Genomic DNA, 20,167 nt, shown 5'->3' with positions numbered 1-20,167 from the left:
CAATGGATGAAGACCTGCCCAAGGACCTGCGCCAACCCGAGCACCCCGAACGCAAGACTGGGTATGAGCGGATCCTGACCGACCCGCCGCCACCCTGGTTTGTCGAGCTTTACCCCGGAGGATCGGGGCGCGGCGCTTTCGAGAAGCTCGACCGGCATTCGATCTTGTTTCATCACCGCGACAAACGGCGGTTGGTGGTCAGCTTTGACAATATTGCCAATGTCAACGACCTGTCCTTTGCGCGCGAGCCCTGGGGGTGGAAGTTCTTCCGCGATATCGGCTGGTCTCATCTGGGGGTCTTTGCTCGCACCAAAGCCTGGTTCCGGGATCCCGAGATCCTGTCATTCATGCAAGCCAAGGCAGATGCGGGGTTTTTCGCGCAGTTTGATCAGGTGGTTTTTGCAGGCGCATCGATGGGCGGGTTTGGTGCGCTGACCTTTTCCGCACTCGTGCCGGGATCGACTGTGATTGCGTTCAATCCGCAAACCACTCTGGACGAACGTTTGGTGCCTTGGGAAACGCGGTATCGTTTCGGGCGGGTGCAGAATTGGGATTTACCGCTTGGTGATGGGGCCAAGACATTGGAGCAGGCGGGCCGGGCTTATGTCTTTTATGATCCGTTTTTCGAGTTGGACCGGATGCATGCGGCGCGGCTGCAGGGCGCCAATACGGTGCTTTTGAAGACCTGGTTTTCCAACCATTTTGCGGCACCGATGCTGCGAAAGCTGGATATGTTGAAGCCGGTCATGCTGGGTGCGATGGACGCGACATTGGAAGAGGCAGAGTATTACCGCCTGATCCGCGCGCGCAGGACCTTGCCCTGGTACATGCGGGGGATCGAGGCGGCAGGGCAAGAGCGGCACCCGCAGCTTGTTCGCATCGCGCGCCAAAGGTTTCGGCAATTGCGTCGTGCAGCGACGGCGGCAGGCCCGGATGGGGATGACGCATGAGCCGCAACCGGGGCGTCTTTATCGGACAACGCAAAGACCGGTTGGGCGCTCGGCTGCTGATGATGCTGACATGCATCCGCCTGGCCGAAGATTTCGACACAGATTATCGCGTCAACTGGTTTCCAAAGGGCAGCGATGCGCCCGAGCTCGAAAAACCGTCGGAATTGTTCAGCGAAGACTGGATGAAAGCGCAGTTTCTGGACAGTGCCACTTTTGATGCGCTGACTCAGACGGCGCTGCCGATCTGGTCCTTCCTCAACGACGAAAATCCCGATCGTTTGCTGGCCCATCTTGCCGAGGGGCGTTCTGTTTTGGTTGAGGAAGGCTTCGAGGTTCTGTCGTTTCCCTGGGAAGACATCGAGGCCATCCGCCCGCGCTACCGCGCGTTTATCCATCAAATCGGTTTCACCCCCGAGTTGCGCGCCATCATGGACCAGGCGGACGCGGCATTGTCTGGAAAAGGGGTCTCGGCCTATCACATCCGGCGTGGGGATATCCTGAACGGCTTGCCCTGGAAGCACACCACGTGGCCCGCCAAGATCGAGCCCGAGGAGCTATATGAAGCGCATCTGGACAAGCATCCGGGCCGTCCAGCCATCATGTTTTCCGATCAACCCGAACTGATTGCCCGGTTCAGAGAGCGGTACCCGGATCTGATGCAGATGTCCGACATTGCCGATCTGTCCCAACTGTCGCGGGCCAAACGCGACTTTATCGAGCTTTACACCATGTCCCGCGCGGATGAGGTGATCGCACCCTATATCTCGGCCTTTTCCATGGCGGCTGCGCGCATCTCGGGTAATCAGCGGAAAGTGTTTCGGGATGTTCTGACAGAGGATGAAATAGATCAGGCGACCGACCGCGCGATTGCCCGCGTTACTTACGGCCCTGACGGTTTTCTGAACAGATCAGAGGCAGCGCATATCTATGCCAAGATTCTGTTCAATCTGTATAAAATTGGCGAAAAAGACCGGGCCGCCGAAGCGTTTGAAATAGCGGACAGGTTGCTTGCCGTAGGTTCCGACAATGCGTTCCTGCCCTTGTTGCAATCGCTCAACTGTTTCTATCTCGAACGATGGGATGAGGCCGACGAACATGTGACGCAGGCTTTGTCCGGCTCTCAGCTCTGGCCCGAAGATTACGCGGTTGCCTTGGCGCTAAGAGCTGCATTGTTTGGTGAGCAGAAGAAGAGGTGGAGGGCGGGCCAAGACTTTACCCGTGCGTTCTGGGCGAAACCAATCAGACCTGATGTATTGGTTTTTGGGTCCCGTCTGCTCTATCGCGATCAGCTGTCTTTGCGTCTTTTGCCACCAGCAGATTGGTCATTGCAGAAAGTGATCCGCCGTCCCTGGTTCAACTACAACGCCCATGTCGCTCAGCGAGAGGTGCTTAAACGCCTGCCGTGCAATTTCGATCTTTTGCTTTTGGATTGGGCCGATTTGTCCCTGGATCAAAAGGCGAGGCGACTGACAGGGGATCGACCACGGCTTGAGATGTTGCAGGCCGGGTTGCAACGCATGACCGACATTCCAGATGACGATCCGCGTGTGCGCAGTTTTGCTAGTCTTCTTGATGTGCATTTGGGGCAGGTCTCGCGCGGCGACGCGATTGACGAAACCAAAGCAATTGTTGCGGGCCAAAGTGAAAACCCTTTGTACCACAAACGACTGTCTGATCTTTATGAAGCGGACGGTGACTATGCTCAGGCCCGGCTGTCGATGGCCGATGCCTTGGCTTGTGATCCTGAAAACCCGTTCTTGGTCTTTGCCATGGGCCGTTTGCTCGAGCGTGCTGGGGCAACTGAACTGGGTGAAAACCAGATCATCAACGCTGCAGATCTGGATGAATCGACGGCGGCAATTCAAGGGATGGCGGGACAGATTTTGCTGAAACGGGGCAAGAAAAACAAAGCGCGCCGCTACTTGCGCCGCGCGCATGAGCTGTTTCCACCGTATAAACGGTTTGCAAATCAGCTGAAACGTGCAGAACGATAAGCAACAAGAGCAGACCCCACCACAGGCCAAGACAATTGGCCGATACTGGGAACAGGAAGTCGAGGTGAATAACATGAGCGACAATGAACCGCGTTTTGTCAGTGTGACACCGATGAAGAACGAGGGCCCGTTTGTGCTGGAATGGGTGGCCCATAATCAGGCTGTGGGCATTGATAAGATGGTTGTTATGACCAATGACTGCACCGATGGCACCGACGCGCTGTTAAAACGTTTGGACGAGCGGGGGGTCTTGATCCATGTGGACAACAACTCTAGCCGCCCAACCAGCCCGCAGAAGCGCGCTTATAGAACCTTTCTCAAACGCGAATACGCCCGCCCGCAGGATTGGGTGGTCGTGATCGACGCGGATGAGCTGATCAACGTCAAGACCGGCGACAATACGCTGCGGGCGCTGACCCAAGCCATTCCAAAGGCCAAGACAATCTCGATGACCTGGCGCTTGTTCGGCAATGCGGGCGTCGTGGAATATCAGGACGGGTTTCTGTCGGATCAGTTCCGCATGGCGGCGAAAGAGTTCAGCCCAAGGCCGTCTCAAGCCTGGGGGTTCAAGACCCTGTTCAAGCGCGAGCTTTGGGATGCCATCGGTGTGCACCGCCCCAAGCGCCCAACCGTTGAAACGATGGAAGACTGCCATTGGTATAACGGATCGGGTCAGCTGATGCCCGACCGCTATTACGAGGCCAGTTGGCGGTCGGCGCGCGACTCCGTGGGGTATGAGCTTGTGCAGCTGAACCATTATGCGCTGAAATCCTGTGAAAGTTATCTGGTGAAAAAGATGCGCGGGCGGGCGCATCATCTGGGGGAAAGCCTGGGTCTGGAATACTGGAACATCATGAACCGCAATTTTGTCGAGGACCGATCAATCGACGCCATTGCGCCGCGCAAGCAGGCCCGGTTCGACGCGTTGATGTCCGATCCCGAAACGGCGCGACTGCACAAGGCCTGTTGCGCGCTGCATCGCGAGAAAATCGCCGAGCTGCGGCAGGTGCCCGACATGCAGGATCTGATGCGGCAGATGCTGGGGGATCCGGCGGCGGCCCCTTAAGGGGCCACGCCGCTGATGTGACTGAGGAAAAGCGATGTTATGGCTTCACATAGGCATGCCCAAAACCGGCACCACGGCGTTGCAGGGGTTCATCCGAGGCAACGAAAAGGCGCTAAGCCAGGGCGGGCTGCGATACATGCATGCAGGTCGCAAGCGCGAGAGCGATCGCCGTCCGAAAATTAGTCACAACATGATTGCCTTTGACCTCAACGGCAGCGGTGAAGCGGTGGCGGAAATAAAAGAAGCGATGGCGGGGGAATACACCCAGTATCGCGAAGGCACCTGTCTGGTTTCGTCCGAGATGTTCTATTCGGTCGACATGACCGAGTTGGCGCGCATCTTTGCGGACATTCCCAAAGATGAAATGCGGGTGACGTTTTACTGTCGCAGATACTCGGATTTCTTCGAGGCCGATTACAAGCAGCGCGCCAAAAACGGGCGTTTGGCGCCGGGTGGGACAGCCTATATCCGGCAGCGTTTGAAAGCCATCGAGGACGCGCCTCAGACCTATACGTTCACCGGCGCAGCGCGCCGCGTTCGGGCTGCGTTTCCTGATGTTGAGGTTGTGCCCATGCTCTATGATCGGGCCGAGATGGTGAACGGCAATGTCATTGACGACTTTCTGACCCGAATATCGGTTCCGATCCCCGACACGCTGTCCACCGACAGCCCTTCAAATCCGTCTTTGTCACGCCCCGCCAGCGAAGCGTTCGGGATCGTCAGCCGGGCTATGGGACGGCAGAAAAGCCGTCAGTTGCGGCGCAGTGTGTTGGAAGATCCGACGCTTTATCGTCGCCATGATGTGCTTGAGCCCTCGGAACGCGAATGGCTGGACGGGTATCTGGCCGAACATGATGCAGAGTTTCAAACCGAGTTCTTTCCTGAGCGTGCGACGTTGTTCGCCCCGACCGAACTGGATGAAGCCGCCACTCAGTTCCGGCGCGATACGCCGGAAGAAACAGAGGCACTGCGCCGCGCCTCTGAGATCGTGTTTCGGCTGGCGCTGGAAAGCGGGACGCAGGGTTAGTCTACCGGGATCTCCTGCCGCAGCCGTCCGGTTGTCTTGTCAAAGATCAGGATGCGGCTGTCATCGGTCACGACCGCATACCAATTGTTGCCGATGGTGACAGCCTGGGCCTTGGCGCCATCGGGCAATTCGATCTGATCGGGCAGGGTGGGGGTGCGATCCGATAAGCGGATGACAATCAACGCAAAGGTCACTAGAACCCCGCCAATCATCACCGCGGTCAACAGCATGACCATTCGCCGCAGCAATCGCAGCTGAGGCGTTTCCTGCGGTTCCTGAGGGTCGGAAGGGACAGTCATGGGCACCCGCCTGATAGAGTTTCACATCGCGGCTGCGCCGCCGCCTCGCCTTGATAAGGCGCTTTCGCGGGATGTTCCAGACAGCGCCGCCTTGTCGCGCACGCGGCTAGCGCGCCTGATCGAAGAGGGGGCGGTACAGGTGGAAGGGTCCGTGGTCAAAGACCCAAAGGCCAAACCCATCGAGGGCGCGCATGTGGCAATCACATTGGCCGAGGCCGAAGACAGCCATATCGGCCCCGAAGATATCCCGCTTGATGTCATCTATGAAGACGCGGATGTGATTGTGCTCAACAAACCCGCTGGCATGGTGGTGCATCCTGCGCCGGGCTCACCCAGCGGGACATTGGTGAACGCGCTGCTGCACCATTGCGGATCAGAGCTGTCGGGTGTGGGCGGCGTAAAGCGCCCCGGAATTGTGCATCGCATCGACAAGGAAACCAGCGGTCTGCTGGTGGTTGCCAAATCGGATGCCGCGCATCACGGGCTTGCTGCACAGTTCGAAGCTCACAGTGTTGAGCGGTATTACCGAGCGCTGTGCTATGGTGTGCCCGACGCGGGTGACCCGCGCCTGCGCGGGGTTAAAGGGGTCAGTTTCGAGCCCGGCAACATCCTGCGCCTGACCACGCAACTGGCGCGGCACAAGACCGACCGCCAAAAACAGGCGGTGCTGTTTCACGGTGGTCGTCACGCGGTCACCCGCGCTCGGGTGGTTGAGAGCTTTGGCGATCCGGCCTCAGTCGCGTTGATCGAATGCTGGCTGGAAACCGGCAGGACCCATCAGATTCGGGTTCACATGGCCCATGCGGGCCACGGTCTGGTGGGGGATCCGGTTTACGGCGGCAAGCGAAAACTGCCCGCACGGGCCTTTGATGCGGCAACAGCCGAGGAGGTGCGTGGCTTTCCGCGCCAGGCTTTGCATGCGGCAGTTTTGGGGTTCGAACACCCGATTTCGGGTGAAAAGCTTCGGTTTGAAGCCAAATTGCCCTCTGACATGGATAAATTATTACAACACTTGCGCGGGGAATGACACAAACCGCAAAACACGGTGATTTCGAATTTCTTAGCTTTCCTTTATCAACCGTTAATTTCAAACTGCTAGCAGATCCTCTTGAATGATCCGGTATCGGTTCCCATATGCCATGTTAAGGGCTTAAACATATGTCCAGGGGGCAGTAACACATGTCAAATTACAAAAATCTTCCCGCACCAACGCCTGAAGGCGGTCTGAACCGTTATATGCAGGAAATCCGCAAATTCCCGCTGCTTGAGCCGGAAGAGGAATACATGCTGGCCAAGCGTTGGGTTGAGGAACAAGACACGGCGGCCGCCCATAAGATGGTCACGTCGCATCTGCGCTTGGCGGCCAAGATTGCCATGGGCTATCGCGGTTATGGCTTGCCACAGGCCGAAGTAATCTCGGAGGCGAATGTGGGCCTGATGCAGGCCGTGAAACGCTTTGACCCCGAAAAAGGCTTCCGTCTGGCGACCTATGCCATGTGGTGGATCCGCGCCTCGATCCAGGAATATATCCTGCGGTCATGGTCTTTGGTGAAACTTGGCACCACCTCGGCGCAGAAAAAGCTGTTCTTCAATCTGCGCAAGGCCAAAGCCCGGATTGGCGCGTTGGAAGAAGGCGATTTGCACCCCGACAACGTAGCCAAGATCGCCACCGATTTGGGGGTCACCGAAGAAGAGGTGATCAGCATGAACCGTCGGATGTCTGGTGGCGATGCCTCGTTGAACGCCACGGTTGGCTCTGAAGGCGAAGGCACGATGCAATGGCAGGATTGGCTGGAAGACGAAGATGCCGACCAGGCCGGGGATTATGAGGCCCGCGACGAGCTGGAAGCGCGGCGCGAGCTGTTGACCGCAGCGCTTGACGTCCTGAATGACCGGGAAAAAGACATTCTGACCCAGCGCCGTCTGATGGATCAGGCCGTCACTCTGGAAGAGCTGAGCACGCAATACAATGTCAGCCGCGAACGCATTCGACAGATCGAAGTGCGCGCGTTTGAAAAACTGCAGAAAAAGATGCGCGAATTGGCTCGCGAAAAGGGAATGCTGGGCCAGCACTGACCAACCCAAAGCTTGTAAAAGACCGGTCCATGCGGCCGGTCTTTTTTGTTTGGTATTTGCGATCAGTGACATGACAGGCCGGTTGCGCGGTGATAGGGGTGACCAAGTTGGTGGCGCTAACAGGTCGTGGGAGGAGAAAGATGCAGAAACCGGTTCAGTGGGGCATTCTGGGGGCCGCAAAATTCGCGCGTCAGTACATGGGACCTGCCATCCACGCAGCAAACGGTGCCCGCCTTGCGGCACTTGCCACATCCGATCAGGCCAAGGCGGCTCCGTTTCAAGAGTTCTGCCCGGATCTGAACGTTCATGACAGCTATGACGCGCTGCTTGCCGACCCGCAGATTGATGCGGTTTATGTCCCGTTGCCCAACCATTTGCACGTGGAATGGAGCTTGAAGGCGCTGCAAGCGGGCAAGCATGTGCTGTGCGAAAAGCCGATGACGATGCGGGCCGAAGAGTTCGACCAGTTGATCGCGATGCGTGATGAGACCGGCCTGTTGGCGGCCGAAGCCTATATGATCGTACATCACCCGCAATGGCAACTGGCCCGCAAACTGGTGCAGGATGGTGCGATTGGTAAACTCGTGCACGTCAACGGCGCGTTTTCGTTCGACAATCGTGAAGACACGACAAATATCCGCAACCGCGCCGAAACCGGCGGCGGCGGGCTGCGTGATATCGGGGTCTATGTGATCGGGTCCACGCGCTTTGTCACCGGGCAAGAGCCCGAGACCGTGCGCTCTCAGATCCGGTGGGAAAACGGCGTCGACGTCTTTACCGAGATCAACGCACGCTTCCCCGGGTTTACGTATTCCAGCTATGTCTCCACCCGGCTGCATCCCAATCAATGGATGGAGTTCCATGGAGAGGGCGGGGTGATCCGCCTGACCGCCCCGTTCAATGCCCGCGTCTTTGGTGAGGCTCGGGTTGAGCTGCATCGTCCAGGCCTGGAAGTGCAAATCACCCGGTTCCCCGGCGATGATCACTACAAGCTGCAGGTCGAGGCCTTTTGCCGGTCCGTGCGCGACGGCGTTGACTATCCGTGCCCGTTGGAGTTTTCGCGCGGGACCCAAGCCATGATCGATCAGGTGTTTGCCAACTCCGAAACGCTCTGACCCGATATTGCCAAAAGGGCGGGCGCAGGGCTAACCTGTTGCCCACCCAATCAGGAGAGGGATCATGGCTGGTGGCTGGGCACGTGATGGTGCGGTAAGCGAACAGATCGAGGCCTCAATCAGCGATGAGCTTGCGCGCATGCAGGCGCAAAAGCGACCTGTGGGCGAAAGCCTGACCCATTGCGCCGAATGCGAAGAACCGATCCCAGAAAAACGCAGGCAAGCGCTGCCTGGTGTAAAGCTGTGCCTCGATTGTCAGGAGGATCGAGACAGCAGTTTCAAAACGCGCGGGGGCATCAATCGGCGCGGGTCGAAAGACAGTCAGTTGAAATAGGCCAGTTGTAGATGCGCGAGACCAAGCACAAGCCCATGCATTGGATGCAGAGCGGATTGGTGTTTGGCTTCCTGGCGGCCTTTCTGTGGGGCACACACAGCGTCATCGTACGGTTTCTGACAAGTGATCTCGGCGGCTTGCAGATTGCTGTTATGCGTTTGTTCATTGCAGCGCTTGCGATCTATGGAATGCTGCGTCTGATGCGCGCGCGTCCGTCGGTTAAGCTTCGGGATTGGAACTTTCGATTGGCTGTTCTGGCAACCGTTGTGAACTACATCCTGTTTCACATCGGGCTGGAATATACGGGTGCGGCGAACGCGATGGTGCTGGAAAACACCGCGCCTTTCTTTGTGCTGGTCTTTCTGTATTTCTTCGCCAATGCCTCTGTCGGTAGAACCGAGGTTCTGGCGACGGCTTTGGCCATTTTCGGTGTCTTCCTCACAGTCTTTCGGGATATCGAAGGCGGAGGAGATCCTTTGTTCGGGGACCTTCTGGAAATTGGAGCAGGTCTGAGTTGGGCGGTCTTTCTGATCACCAGCAGTCGGGCGATGCAATCCTCTCAGACCACGACCGAGCGGCTCAATTTTCTGTTTGGGATATTCCTGTGTTCGGGCATCTTGCTGATGCCCCTCGCGGCATTCTCGCTGAAAGCGCCGTCTGCTGAGGATTGGGTCTTCCTGTTTCTGCTGGGCATTCTGCCCACTGCGATGGCCTATTATTTCTGGTACGAGGCCGCAGCGCGGGTCTCAACCCTGACCGCAACACTTCTTTTTGCGGCCTCTGTTGTTTTTACGTTTGTCAATTCCGCAATCTTTCTTGGGGCAACAATCACATTGCTTGAAATCATTGGCGCTGCTTTAATTGTCGGCGCGATCTTTTTGACTTCCCTAAAGAAAACCAACGGTTGAGTTCAGCATCGTGCCTGCGCCCACAACGCAAGCGACAGAATATGCTGCGGGCCCGCATCGCCGTGCGGCCAAATTTCGCCAGTGTCGACAAACCCTGCTTTGCGATAGACCGCAATGGCCGCGGGGTTTGCAAGGTTGACCGTCAGAAATATGGTTTCGGCCTGCGGGTAGAGCCTCGGCAAATAGGCCCTGAGCGCCTGCATCGCGGCGGTCCCATAGCCTTTGCCTTGAACCCGATGGTCCAGGATAACGGCGCGCAAGCCCAAATCCTTTTCCGCTGCGAACGGGTAGTCGGTGCCATAGGCGCGGTCGATCTTGAAGATCCCAACGGCACGCCCTTTGGCGTTAATCTGATGCAGATCGAACCGATCCGCTGGTTCGGCCAGAGCTTCGGCCACTGTGCCAGCGAATTTCAACTGATCAGGGCGCAGTCGGATGTCCGCGACCTGATCCGCGTTGTTACGGTCCAGCGGGTGGAGGGTGATCACCCCTCCAACGCTTCCAACTCGTCAATAAAGCCCGAGATCATCGACAGGCCTTTGTCCCAGAATTTGGGGTCGCTGGCATCCAGGCCGAAGGGGGCCAGCAGTTCGGAGTGGTGCATGGACCCGCCCGCGCGCAACATGTCGAAATATTTGTCTTCGAACCCTTCCGCTCCGGCCACGTAGACCGAATAGAGCGCGTTCACCAACCCGTCGCCGAAGGCATAGGCATAGACATAGAAGGGCGAGTGGACGAAGTGGGGTATATAGGCCCAGAAGGTCTCGTACCCTTCCATGAATTCAAATGCCGGGCCAAGGCTTTCGGCCTGAACGCTCATCCACAGCGCGTTGATGTCATCGGGGGTCAACTCGCCCTCACGCCGGGCGGCGTGCAGTTTGCATTCGAAATCGTAAAACGCGATTTGGCGCACGACGGTGTTGATCATATCCTCGACCTTGCCCGCCAGCAGCACCTTGCGCTGCTCCGGTGTCTCAGCCTGATCCAGCATCTTGCGGAAGGTCAGCATCTCGCCAAAGACCGAGGCGGTTTCGGCCAGGGTCAGAGGGGTCGAGGACAGCATCTCACCTTGGCCGGCGGCCAGCACCTGATGCACGCCGTGGCCCAGCTCATGCGCCAGGGTCATCACGTCACGCGGCTTGCCCAGATAGTTGAGCATCACATAGGGGTGCACATCGGTGACGGTGGGATGGGCAAAGGCACCCGGCGCCTTGCCGGGCTTGACGGCGGCGTCGATCCAACCTTTCGAGAAGAACGGCGCTGCAAGCTCGCCCATGCGCGGGTCAAACGCGGTATAGGCGTCCATGACCGTTTTCTCGGCCTCGTCCCAGCCCACAATGCGGGTGTCTTCCATCGGCAAGGGCGCGTTGCGGTCCCAGACCTGCATCACATCCAGACCCAGCCATTTGCGCTTCAACTCGTAATACCGATGGCTCAGCTTGGGATAGGCTGCGACAACGGCCTCGCGCAGTGCTTCGACCACTTCGGGTTCGACATCGTTTGACAAATGACGACCGGTCTGCGCGGTCGGCATGTTGCGCCAGCGATCAACGATTTCCTTTTCCTTGGCCTGGGTGTTGTGCACCCGGGCGAAGGTCTTGATGTTGTCCTGAAAGACGCTGGCCAACTCGCGCGCGGCGGCCTCGCGCTTGGCGCGATCCTGTTCGGTCAGCAGGTTCAGCGTGCCTTCGATATTCAGCTCTTGGCCGTCCACCGTGAAACTCAGACCCGCGATCGTTTCGTCGAACAAACGCTCCCACGCGTCACCGACAACACCCAGATCGTGCAGAAATTTCTCAAGCTCATCCGACAGCTGATAGGGTTTCATCGCACGGATGCGGCGGAATACGGGCTCATACCGGGCCAGATCAGCATTGGCGTCGAAATGCGCCTTGAGTGCGTCATCGTCGATGCGGTTGATCTCCAGTGTGTAGAAAACCAGCGGCGTGGTGAAAACGGTGATCTTTTCCTGCATGTCCGACAGGAATTTGGCGCGGTCAGCATCGGTGGTCAGCTGATAGTATCGCAGCCCCGCAAAGGACATGATGCGCCCGGCGATGCCATTGATCTTTTCATTGCGCGTCACGCAGGTCAGCAAACCTGCGGCGTCCAGTTCCGCCAGCTTGCCTTCGTAATCCGCGGCAAAAGCGGCGCATTCCTGTTCCAGCCAATCCAGATCGCGCGACAGTTCGGGCGCGTCTTCCGACGTATAGAGATCGGTCAGATCCCATTCCGGCAGATTGCCCAGATTGTCAGAGCCGCCACCGGCATTTGCGTCACGGACAGGAAAGGGAAGGTCGCGCATGGATCACCTCGGATTAGCATCTTTTGCCAACATCTAGGCGCGCGAGCTGCAGATCACAAGCGGTGTGACAAAGCTGTGTGGTTCAGGGCTTTTTTCGGCTGCAGGGGCTTCCCGCTTTCATTGACAGCGCAGTTTGGAAATGCGTGGCCAATGCGTCAAAGACAGGGCCCCGAACGTCAGGAGCCTCCATCAGGACTTCGTGTTCACCTTCGGGGATTTCCACCAGCTTGCCCTTGGGCCAGTTGGCCATGCGGGTTCTGATCGCGTAACGGTCCACGATCTGCTCGTGTGACCCCAGATAGGTCAGGCAGGGAGTGTCAGGCGCATTCTGCTCCATCAACCAGCTGCATTCATCAAGTGCCTCGCGCAGCCAAATGGTCGATGGCGCACCCAGTGCCAGATCCGGATATGCGGTCAACTGGTCTTTCATCATCTGAAACATATCTGGATCACGGGTCAGAACATTGCCTTCAAACGGCGCGGTCATGACATAGCTTTCCAAAGACGTGGTCGGCGGTGTTTTCTCGCCCAGGCCAAAACGTGGGCCCCAATAGGCTGTCATCCAGCTGAGTGGCTTCATGATGGGCGAAAAGTAGATGCCCCACATTGGCCCGGTAAAGGCGCAAGAGGCAAAACTGTCATTCTCAAGCACGGCCCGCAGTCCGATAGCCCCCCCCATGGAATGCCCCAGGACATGCCAGGGTTTTGGCAGATCCAGTTGCTCTGCCAATTCCAAAGCCGCACGCACGTCGTGCTGGTAATCGGTGAAATCCGCAACATGGCCTTTGCGAGGGTCATCGAGCAAGCGGTCCGCCATTCCCTGACCGCGCCAATCGATCGCCAGAACGGCAAAGCCCCGATCAATGAATTCCCCGGCGGCGTCGCCATATTTCTCGATATATTCAGTGCGTCCGGGGAATAGAAGAACCGTCCCGATCGCGTCTTGTTCGGGCAGCCAATGCCCGACGCGAATGCGGGTCTCGTCCGCGGTTGTCAGCCAATGGGCCTTTCCACCGGCCGGACCGCCGGCCACGTCTTCATAAAGAGGGGCCGGCGACGAAATCATCAGGCCAGCACCGAAGCCAGCTTCATCGCGATACCCATATCGCCATCCACGCTAAGCTTGCCGGACATGAATGCGCCGGTCGGGTTCAACCCGCCAGACAGGATTTCTTGGAAGGTTTCCGCGTCCGCGCTGAGGGTCACATCGGCCTCGTCATCGCTCACGCGGGCGCCGCTGGCATCCAGAACGATTGCGCCTTCGCCTTCGATGGCGAACTTGGCAGAGGCGTCGAAATCGCCGCCCGACAGTTTTTCGTTCAGCGCGGCTGCGGCTTTTTCAAGAATGTCGCTCATGGTCTTCCTCATTTTGTTTGTGCGCCGTGAATGGACATCCGCGGTCGCAACGCTACACTGACCATTGTTATGGGTATTGCAACACACAAACTCAAAGGTACCGTTGCGGCATTCGTTGTCCTAGTCATGTATTCCTCTACTTGCATTGCGCAAGAAGCGGATTTGCGCGATGAGGCGGCATTATTGGAACAATTGTCGCAATCAACGCCCGAACAGGCGGTCAATATTGATCGGCAATTGCAGTCGCTTTGGTCACAATCGGGATCTGCGTCCGCCGATCTGCTGCTGGAACGCGGCCGCGAGGCGCTGGACGAGGGAGATGCAGAAGCTGCGATCGATCATCTCACCGCTCTGACAGATCACGCGCCCGAGTTCGCCGAAGGATGGCACGCACGCGCTTCGGCGTTTTTTGGAATCGACAGATTCGGTATGGCCGTTGCAGATCTTGAGTATGCGTTGACGTTGAACCCCAACAACTACGAGGCGCTCTATGGTCTTGGGCTGATCTTCGAGATTGTCGAAAAGCCGCAACAGGCTCTGGATGTCTATAACCGCGCCTTGGCTATACATCCCCATCACGAAGAAGTAACCAATGCCGTGAATCGTCTGAAGCCTCAGGTTGAAGGCCAGTCGCTGTAAAGAACAAAGCGCAGGGGGCAAAGGTGAGCGGGTCTTCCCGGGTAGTGGCCGTACTTGGCCCGACCAATACAGGCAAAACACATTACGCGATTGAACGCATGCTGGGGCATCGCACCGGTGTGATCGGTCTGCCGCTGCGGCTGCTCGCGCGCGAGGTGTATGACAAGATCGTCGCCATTCGCGGCCCTTCGGTGGTGGCGCTGGTCACGGGTGAAGAACGCATCGTGCCGGCACGGACCCAGTATTGGGTCTGTACGGTCGAGGCGATGCCCGAAGGCATGGGCGCAGATTTTGTGGCTATCGACGAAATCCAGCTTTGTGCGGATCCCGAACGCGGCCATGTTTTTACCGACCGCTTGCTGCGGTCCCGTGGCACCAATGAGACCCTTTTTCTGGGTTCGGACACGATGCGCGGGGCGATCGCCGCCCTTGTGCCCGAGGCACAATTCGTGCGGCGCGAGCGGATGTCGCAACTGGTTTATGCGGGCTCGAAGAAAATCAGCCGGATGCCGCCGCGCAGCGCGATTGTTGGGTTTTCGGTGGAAAACGTCTATGCCATCGCCGAGCTATTGCGCCGCCAAAAGGGTGGGGCGGCGGTTGTGATGGGAGCGCTCAGCCCACGCACGCGGAATGCGCAGGTCGATCTCTACCAGAATGGCGAGGTTGATTACCTGGTGGCCACGGATGCCATTGGCATGGGGCTAAACCTGGACGTCAATCACGTTGCCTTTTCGTCTCTGACCAAATTCGACGGTCGTCGCATGCGTCCTCTGGCTGCAAATGAGCTTGCCCAGATTGCCGGACGCGCGGGGCGGGGCATGTCCGATGGCACCTTTGGCGTCACCGGTGAAGCGCCGCCGTTGGAGGAAGGGCTGGCGCAGGCAATCATGGACAGCCGCTTTACGCCGATGAAAAAGCTGAACTGGCGGAATGCCGCCTTGCGGTTCGGATCGATTGAGGCGCTGATCGACTCGCTCGAACTTGGCCCTAACAACGAACACCTGATCAAGGCGCGCCCCGCTGATGACCTGAATGCGCTGAAATCCCTGTCGCAAGTGACCGAGGTTATGGCCCGTGCCAGCGACGGCCCTTCTGTCCGTCTGCTGTGGGATGTGTGCCGAATCCCTGATTTTCGCGGTATCAGCCACGCCGAACATGCCAATCTGCTCGAAGTGATCTATGGTCACCTGCACGAAGGCGGATGCATCCCGGATGACTTCATGGCGCGGCAGATTCATCGGATCGACCGCACCGATGGCGATATAGATGCACTGTCCAAAAGGTTGGCTTATATTCGCACCTGGACATATGTTGCACAACGAAACGGCTGGGTTCGTGACGAATCCCATTGGCGTGAGGAAACGCGCATTGTAGAAGACAGGCTGTCGGACGCTCTTCACGAACGTTTGACTCAGCGATTTGTGGACCGGCGCACATCCGTGTTGCTGCGCCGGCTCAAACAGAAGGAGGCCCTTTTGGCCGAAGTAAATGACAAGGGTGAAGTGACCGTCGAAGGCGAATTCGTCGGTCGTCTGGAAGGGTTCCGGTTTATTCCGGACAAGGCTGCGCAGGGAACCGAGGCGAAAGCGCTCAAATCGGCATCTTTGCAAGCCCTCGCGCCGCAATTCCATCTGCGCGCTGACCGCTTCTACAATGCACCCGATACCGAAATTGATTTCACCGATCAGGGCGGCCTGATGTGGGGCGAATATGCCGTCGGCAAACTGGTTGCCGGGGCGGAACCGCTCAAGCCCATGGTCGAAGTGTTTGTCGACGAGGCCGCAGGGCCTGACGTCGAACAGAAAGTGCAGCGCCGGTTGCAGCATTTCATCGACCGCAAGGTGGCCGCACTGTTTGAGCCGCTGCTGAACCTGTCGCGCGATGAGGAACTGAGCGGTCTGGCCAAGGGCTTTGCCTTCCGCATGGTCGAGGCGCTCGGTGTGCTGCCCCGCGCCGGTGTTGCGCAAGAGGTCAAGGATCTTGATCAGGATGCCCGTGGCGCGCTGCGCAAGCATGGCATTCGGTTTGGTCAGTTCACCATCTTCATGCCGCTGCTGTTGAAACCCGCGCCCACGCGGTTGCGTCTGGTTCTGTGGGCTCTCTCCAGCGGTCTGCAGGAATTCCCCGAAGCACCGCCGCCGGGTTTGGTCACCGTACCCGTCGCCAAGGATGCGCCTCAGGGCTATGACACCATGTGTGGCTATCGCGATGCGGGCGACCGTTCGATCCGCATCGACATGCTGGAACGACTGGCCGATATGCTGCGCGCCGAAGACAGCCGGGGCGGTTTTGAAGCCAAACCCGACATGTTGTCGATAACGGGCATGACACTGGAACAATTTGCCGACCTGATGCAGGGGCTGGGCTACAAGGCAGAGCGCGGTGAGCGCGAAAAACTCAAGCCAGCACCGGTTGAACAGCCTGCGACTGAAGCGGCTGAGCAGTCCGTGGCCGAAGAAACCCCAGCGCCCGAGGCCGCTCCGGCAGAGGTCGCCGCACCCGCCGAGGCGCCAGCCGAGGCCACCGACAGCACCGAGGCGGCAGCTGAGGCTACCCCAAGCTCTGAGACGGCCGCCGAGCCGGCATCGGAGGAGCCCGAGGTCGAGGTATACTACACCTTCACCTGGGGACGTCAGCGGCAGCAAAACCGCGGCCCGCGCCGCGAACAGGGGCAGGGCAAGGGTAAGCCGCGCGGTAAACCGCAGGGCAACAAGCTGCAGGGCAAAAAGGGTGGCAAACCTCAGGGTGCCAAGTCCTTCTCATCGCGGCCTCCGAAGAAGGAAAAAGCCATTGATCCGGATAACCCGTTTGCCGCAGCGCTTATGGGTCTGAAGGACGGCAACTGATCGCCGATGGCTCAGGCCAAGCTGCGGATCGATAAATGGCTGTGGCAGGCGCGGTTCTTCAAGACCCGCAGCCTGGCCGCCAAACAAGTCAGTGGTGGCCATGTCAGGCTCAACGGAAACCGGGTGCTGAAAACGGCGCAAACCGTGGCCCCGGGCGATGTTTTGACCTTTCCGCAAGGGCGCATCATTCGCGTTGTCCGTGTCGAGAACCTCGGGGAACGGCGGGGCCCAGCCTCTGAGGCGCAGACGTTATACTTTGATATGACGGAAAAACAGGAAAGCGCTCCCAGAAATCCGGGATATGAAGGAAAAGGTCGTCCGACCAAGAAAGAACGACGTGCTATCGATCTTTCTCGCATGTCTGATGACTGATCTGATCTTGCGAAGACCGTCAGACTGAACTAGCTAGTCGCCAAGCCCTAAACAGGAATTGACCCATGACCTATGTCGTTACAGACAACTGCATCGCCTGCAAATACACAGATTGTGTTGAAGTTTGCCCTGTAGACTGTTTCTACGAAGGCGAGAATGCTCTGGTCATCCATCCTGACGAATGCATCGATTGCGGCGTGTGCGAACCGGAATGCCCGGCAGACGCTATCCGCCCCGATACCGAGCCGGGTATGGAAGGCTGGGTCGAATTCAACCGGAAGTATTCCGAGCTTTGGCCGGTGATCGTGACCAAGAAAGACCCGTTGCCCGAGGCTGAAGAGCGCGACGGCGAAGAGGGCAAGCTTGAAAAGTATTTCTCGGAAGCACCCGGTGAAGGCGGCTGAGCGATTCGCGGCAAAGCCCGTGGTGTGTGGTTTAGATTTTTCCGCTAAGTCCCTGCCTTGAAACGTAAATCAATGTATGCGCACCCGCATCACTTCCGGATGTCGCATTTTTGTGATATAATAGGTGACTGAACGATTACTGAGATGGGGATGTACTCCTTAAGTATGACTGCTTTGGAGTTCTGATTTTGCGACAAACCTGCTGCCTGACGGGGCCAAGTAAGGCACCGCACAGGTTGTTTTGTCGTCTCACGTCCCGATCCGCAACCAAGGATGAACCTGTATGTCAAAGTCGAAAAAGCTCGAGTTCCGCCCGAATGATTACGTCGTCTATCCCGCCCATGGCGTGGGTCAGATTGTCTCGATCGAAGAGCAGGAAGTCGCGGGCTATGCACTAGAGCTGTTTGTGATTTCTTTCGAAAAGGACAAGATGACGCTGCGCGTGCCGACGAACAAAGTGACCGAATCCGGTCTGCGCTCGCTCAGTTCACCGGATGTGATCAGCCAGGCGATGAAAACGCTGAAAGGCAAGGCCAAGGTCAAGCGCGCGATGTGGTCGCGCCGCGCGCAGGAATATGAACAAAAGATCAATTCGGGCGATCTGATCTCGATTGCCGAAGTGGTCCGTGACCTGCACCGCACCGATGATCAGCGTGAGCAAAGCTATTCTGAGCGTCAGCTTTACGAGGCCGCGCTTGAACGCCTGACCCGCGAAGTTGCAGCGGTATCCGGCGCGGATGAGTTGGCTGCAGCCAAGCAGGTTGACGAAGTGCTGACATCGCGCGCTGCCTGATTGCCCAATCGGGTACCGAACAAGGCCGCTCCGTTCGGGGCGGCTTTTTTCGTTCTGGGTGCTTGGCCTTTAAGTTCAAAGACTGTAGTTTTTGAATGTCTGCAAAGGGATGCACGCTCAGAATGAAGCAGACTGTCAAGTATCTGTATATCAGTCACGATCCGGTTTCGGTCTGGTTCCGTTATGCCCTGATCGTGTTTGATATCGCGACCATCGTGTTTTTCGTGGCGACCGCACATGTCTCGCATGGTCCGGGCATCACGACCGCAAGTTTTGTCGTTGGGTTTCTGATCCTGTTGGATTTTTCCGCCCGGCTGTGGATTTCAAAAGACCGCTGGAAGTTGCTGCGCCAGATCTACACGCTGGCCGATATTGTGGTGATCCTGTCCCTCTTTCTCGATCCGTTTCTGACGGGCAATCTGGCCTTCTTGCGGATCCTGCGCGCATTGCGCCTGATCCATTCCTACCATCTGCTCAGGGATCTGCGACGCGACAGCACATTCTTCCGCACGCATGAGGATGCCGTCATCGCAGCCATAAACTTGCTGGTGTTTGTCTTTGCAACCTCTACTGCTGTCTTGGTGTTCTTCATCCCGGACGACACCCAGACCCCGTATATCGATGCGCTGTATTTCACCATGGCCACGCTCACGACCACCGGGTTTGGGGATATCACGTTGCAAACGCCGGGTGGCAAGCTGTTTTCAGTGTTTATCATGGTGGTGGGTGTGGCGCTGTTCGTGCGGTTGGCGCAGGCGATCTTCATGCCGCAGAAAGTGCGATACAAATGCCCGGGCTGCGGGTTGTTTCGCCATGATCCAGACGCTGTGCACTGCAAGCATTGCGGCGCGACCCTCAGGATTGAAACGGGAGGTGCGTCTTAGAGCAATGCAACCAGGGTCAACAGAACCGTCACTTCGGTCAGCTGTTGAGTTGCGCCGAGTATGTCACCCGTCTGACCTCCAATCTTTGCCTTGGCTATCTTTGCGACGGCGAAAGCTGTTCCGCATGACAGCAGAACGGGCAGGATAGCTCCGGCACCCAATACCAATCCGGCCAGTGATACAGCAAGAAACAGACCCAACCCGACGCTCGACGCCGGTGGCCGTCCTACCGATTGGCTGAGCCCGGACTTACGGGCATTGGGCAAGAAATGCATCAGCACGGGCATCAAGCTTCGAGAGACCATACAGGCAGCAAGGATACCGGTGAACATGTCGGCATGGATCAATGCAGCGATACCGGTGATACGCAATGTTTGAACCAGCCCAAGCGCCAAAACGCCATAGGTGCCGATCTGGCTGTCCTTCATGATCTCCAGACGACGTTCGGTCGTATAACCGCCCCAAAGCCCGTCGAATAGGTCAGCCAGGCCGTCTTCATGCATCGCGCCGGTCACGACGATTAAAACGCTTACAACCAGCGCGGCACTCACAAAGGCGGGCAGGCTAACCCAGATGGCCAACCAACCTGTCAGCGTCGCCAACGCGCCGACGACAAGCCCCACGATTGGAAAGGCCCAGACCGCCGTGGCTTGCCGCGCAAAGGCCGTTTCGGGCAAGCGGGGCGTGGGCAAGCGTGTCAGCAATACGAAAGCCAGCGGAATATCCCAGCGGGAAATCGGCTGTGTGTCGTTTTTGTGCACGTGCAGGCCTCTCTCGGTCTTGTCGCATTGGCCACAAT

The 20,167-nt window shown here is 57.8% G+C and carries 21 protein-coding genes; 15 read left to right on the top strand and 6 right to left on the bottom strand.

Annotation, left to right across the window (positions count from 1 at the left end):
* Positions 1-2: 2 nt before the first annotated feature.
* From GOV38_RS03975 to GOV38_RS03960, 4 genes are all read left to right on the top strand, one after another.
* Positions 3-950 (top strand): hypothetical protein, encoded by a 948-nt coding sequence (locus tag GOV38_RS03975; protein WP_171207697.1) that lies wholly within the window; start codon positions 3-5, stop codon positions 948-950.
* Positions 947-2,944 (top strand): hypothetical protein, encoded by a 1,998-nt coding sequence (locus tag GOV38_RS03970; protein ID WP_171207696.1) that lies wholly within the window; start codon positions 947-949, stop codon positions 2,942-2,944. The genes GOV38_RS03975 and GOV38_RS03970 overlap by 4 nt, the downstream gene beginning before the upstream one ends.
* Before the next feature lie 73 nt (positions 2,945-3,017).
* Positions 3,018-4,010 (top strand): glycosyltransferase family 2 protein, encoded by a 993-nt coding sequence (locus GOV38_RS03965; protein WP_171207695.1) that lies wholly within the window; start codon positions 3,018-3,020, stop codon positions 4,008-4,010.
* A gap of 34 nt (positions 4,011-4,044) precedes the next feature.
* Positions 4,045-5,037, top strand: coding sequence for a hypothetical protein (locus tag GOV38_RS03960; protein WP_171207694.1), 993 nt, complete (start codon positions 4,045-4,047; stop codon positions 5,035-5,037).
* Here GOV38_RS03960 and GOV38_RS03955 read toward each other — a convergent pair.
* Complete coding sequence (locus GOV38_RS03955) at positions 5,034-5,336, bottom strand: DUF6476 family protein (RefSeq protein ID WP_171207693.1); 303 nt, start codon at positions 5,334-5,336, stop codon at positions 5,034-5,036. The two genes, GOV38_RS03960 and GOV38_RS03955, sit on opposite strands and share 4 nt — an antisense overlap.
* Between GOV38_RS03955 and GOV38_RS03950 the strand changes: the two genes are divergently transcribed.
* From GOV38_RS03950 to GOV38_RS03930, 5 genes are all read left to right on the top strand, one after another.
* Complete coding sequence (locus GOV38_RS03950) at positions 5,335-6,363, top strand: RluA family pseudouridine synthase (protein ID WP_171207692.1); 1,029 nt, start codon at positions 5,335-5,337, stop codon at positions 6,361-6,363. The two genes, GOV38_RS03955 and GOV38_RS03950, sit on opposite strands and share 2 nt — an antisense overlap.
* Positions 6,364-6,515: 152 nt before the next feature.
* A complete protein-coding gene (rpoH, locus tag GOV38_RS03945; RefSeq protein WP_171098456.1) occupies positions 6,516-7,412 on the top strand; it encodes an RNA polymerase sigma factor RpoH in 897 nt (298 codons plus the stop codon).
* 140 nt (positions 7,413-7,552) lie between these two features.
* Positions 7,553-8,527: a Gfo/Idh/MocA family protein gene (locus tag GOV38_RS03940; protein ID WP_171207691.1), complete on the top strand. Its 975-nt coding sequence runs from the start codon at positions 7,553-7,555 to the stop codon at positions 8,525-8,527.
* 64 nt (positions 8,528-8,591) lie between these two features.
* A complete protein-coding gene (locus tag GOV38_RS03935) occupies positions 8,592-8,861 on the top strand; it encodes a DksA/TraR family C4-type zinc finger protein (protein ID WP_171207690.1) in 270 nt (89 codons plus the stop codon).
* 11 nt (positions 8,862-8,872) lie between these two features.
* Complete coding sequence (locus GOV38_RS03930; RefSeq protein WP_171207689.1) at positions 8,873-9,769, top strand: DMT family transporter; 897 nt, start codon at positions 8,873-8,875, stop codon at positions 9,767-9,769.
* Between the two features lie 2 nt (positions 9,770-9,771).
* Here GOV38_RS03930 and GOV38_RS03925 read toward each other — a convergent pair whose 3' ends face one another.
* The 4 genes from GOV38_RS03925 to GOV38_RS03910 all read right to left on the bottom strand — a co-directional run bounded on the left by GOV38_RS03925 (position 9,772) and on the right by GOV38_RS03910 (position 13,430).
* A complete protein-coding gene (locus GOV38_RS03925; RefSeq protein ID WP_171207688.1) occupies positions 9,772-10,257 on the bottom strand; it encodes a GNAT family N-acetyltransferase in 486 nt (161 codons plus the stop codon).
* Entirely contained in the window at positions 10,254-12,074 is a 1,821-nt protein-coding gene (locus GOV38_RS03920) for a M3 family oligoendopeptidase (RefSeq protein WP_171207687.1), read from the bottom strand. Before GOV38_RS03920 ends, GOV38_RS03925 begins: the two co-directional genes overlap by 4 nt.
* A gap of 82 nt (positions 12,075-12,156) precedes the next feature.
* Complete coding sequence (locus GOV38_RS03915; RefSeq protein WP_171207686.1) at positions 12,157-13,140, bottom strand: alpha/beta hydrolase; 984 nt, start codon at positions 13,138-13,140, stop codon at positions 12,157-12,159.
* Complete coding sequence (locus GOV38_RS03910; protein ID WP_171207685.1) at positions 13,140-13,430, bottom strand: SCP2 sterol-binding domain-containing protein; 291 nt, start codon at positions 13,428-13,430, stop codon at positions 13,140-13,142. The genes GOV38_RS03915 and GOV38_RS03910 overlap by 1 nt, the downstream gene beginning before the upstream one ends.
* Before the next feature lie 30 nt (positions 13,431-13,460).
* On the opposite strand from GOV38_RS03910, the gene GOV38_RS03905 reads away from it, so the two are divergent.
* From GOV38_RS03905 to GOV38_RS03880, 6 genes are all read left to right on the top strand, one after another.
* Positions 13,461-14,069: a tetratricopeptide repeat protein gene (locus GOV38_RS03905; protein WP_171207684.1), complete on the top strand. Its 609-nt coding sequence runs from the start codon at positions 13,461-13,463 to the stop codon at positions 14,067-14,069.
* Between the two features lie 23 nt (positions 14,070-14,092).
* A complete protein-coding gene (locus GOV38_RS03900) occupies positions 14,093-16,915 on the top strand; it encodes a helicase-related protein (RefSeq protein ID WP_171207683.1) in 2,823 nt (940 codons plus the stop codon).
* 6 nt (positions 16,916-16,921) lie between these two features.
* The gene (locus GOV38_RS03895; protein ID WP_171098476.1) at positions 16,922-17,287 is read left to right on the top strand and encodes an RNA-binding S4 domain-containing protein; all 366 of its coding nucleotides are present in this window, start codon (positions 16,922-16,924) and stop codon (positions 17,285-17,287) included.
* 65 nt (positions 17,288-17,352) lie between these two features.
* Positions 17,353-17,691, top strand: coding sequence for a ferredoxin FdxA (gene fdxA / locus GOV38_RS03890; RefSeq protein WP_171098478.1), 339 nt, complete (start codon positions 17,353-17,355; stop codon positions 17,689-17,691).
* A 283-nt stretch (positions 17,692-17,974) separates the two neighbouring features.
* Entirely contained in the window at positions 17,975-18,484 is a 510-nt protein-coding gene (locus GOV38_RS03885; RefSeq protein WP_171098480.1) for a CarD family transcriptional regulator, read from the top strand.
* Positions 18,485-18,606: 122 nt separating this feature from the next.
* Entirely contained in the window at positions 18,607-19,368 is a 762-nt protein-coding gene (locus GOV38_RS03880; protein ID WP_171129014.1) for an ion channel, read from the top strand.
* On the opposite strand, the gene cobS is transcribed toward GOV38_RS03880, so the two are convergent.
* Positions 19,365-20,129 carry an adenosylcobinamide-GDP ribazoletransferase gene (gene cobS / locus GOV38_RS03875; protein ID WP_171207682.1) on the bottom strand — a complete coding sequence of 255 codons (765 nt, stop codon included), beginning with the start codon at positions 20,127-20,129 and terminating at the stop codon, positions 19,365-19,367. The genes GOV38_RS03880 and cobS overlap by 4 nt on opposite strands.
* Positions 20,130-20,167 lie beyond the last annotated feature (38 nt).

Source organism: Ruegeria sp. HKCCA5839, from assembly GCF_013035585.1.
Classification (GTDB): domain Bacteria; phylum Pseudomonadota; class Alphaproteobacteria; order Rhodobacterales; family Rhodobacteraceae; genus Ruegeria.
Note: the sequence above shows the minus strand (reverse complement) of the source record. Positions and strands in the feature narration are given on the sequence as shown.

Excerpts from the sequence above, each read along its gene's own strand:
- GOV38_RS03975 (WP_171207697.1), top strand. The coding sequence starts at position 3 with ATGGATGAAGACCTGCCCAAGGACCTGCGCCAACCCGAGCACCCCGAA.
- GOV38_RS03970 (WP_171207696.1), top strand. The coding sequence starts at position 947 with ATGAGCCGCAACCGGGGCGTCTTTATCGGACAACGCAAAGACCGGTTG.
- GOV38_RS03965 (WP_171207695.1), top strand. The coding sequence starts at position 3,018 with ATGAGCGACAATGAACCGCGTTTTGTCAGTGTGACACCGATGAAGAAC.
- GOV38_RS03960 (WP_171207694.1), top strand. The coding sequence starts at position 4,045 with ATGTTATGGCTTCACATAGGCATGCCCAAAACCGGCACCACGGCGTTG.
- GOV38_RS03950 (WP_171207692.1), top strand. The coding sequence starts at position 5,335 with ATGGGCACCCGCCTGATAGAGTTTCACATCGCGGCTGCGCCGCCGCCT.
- GOV38_RS03955 (WP_171207693.1), bottom strand. The coding sequence starts at position 5,336 with ATGACTGTCCCTTCCGACCCTCAGGAACCGCAGGAAACGCCTCAGCTG.
- rpoH (WP_171098456.1), top strand. The coding sequence starts at position 6,516 with ATGTCAAATTACAAAAATCTTCCCGCACCAACGCCTGAAGGCGGTCTG.
- GOV38_RS03940 (WP_171207691.1), top strand. The coding sequence starts at position 7,553 with ATGCAGAAACCGGTTCAGTGGGGCATTCTGGGGGCCGCAAAATTCGCG.
- GOV38_RS03935 (WP_171207690.1), top strand. The coding sequence starts at position 8,592 with ATGGCTGGTGGCTGGGCACGTGATGGTGCGGTAAGCGAACAGATCGAG.
- GOV38_RS03930 (WP_171207689.1), top strand. The coding sequence starts at position 8,873 with ATGCGCGAGACCAAGCACAAGCCCATGCATTGGATGCAGAGCGGATTG.
- GOV38_RS03920 (WP_171207687.1), bottom strand. The coding sequence starts at position 12,074 with ATGCGCGACCTTCCCTTTCCTGTCCGTGACGCAAATGCCGGTGGCGGC.
- GOV38_RS03915 (WP_171207686.1), bottom strand. The coding sequence starts at position 13,140 with ATGATTTCGTCGCCGGCCCCTCTTTATGAAGACGTGGCCGGCGGTCCG.
- GOV38_RS03910 (WP_171207685.1), bottom strand. The coding sequence starts at position 13,430 with ATGAGCGACATTCTTGAAAAAGCCGCAGCCGCGCTGAACGAAAAACTG.
- GOV38_RS03905 (WP_171207684.1), top strand. The coding sequence starts at position 13,461 with ATGGACATCCGCGGTCGCAACGCTACACTGACCATTGTTATGGGTATT.
- GOV38_RS03895 (WP_171098476.1), top strand. The coding sequence starts at position 16,922 with ATGGCTCAGGCCAAGCTGCGGATCGATAAATGGCTGTGGCAGGCGCGG.
- fdxA (WP_171098478.1), top strand. The coding sequence starts at position 17,353 with ATGACCTATGTCGTTACAGACAACTGCATCGCCTGCAAATACACAGAT.
- GOV38_RS03885 (WP_171098480.1), top strand. The coding sequence starts at position 17,975 with ATGTCAAAGTCGAAAAAGCTCGAGTTCCGCCCGAATGATTACGTCGTC.
- GOV38_RS03880 (WP_171129014.1), top strand. The coding sequence starts at position 18,607 with ATGAAGCAGACTGTCAAGTATCTGTATATCAGTCACGATCCGGTTTCG.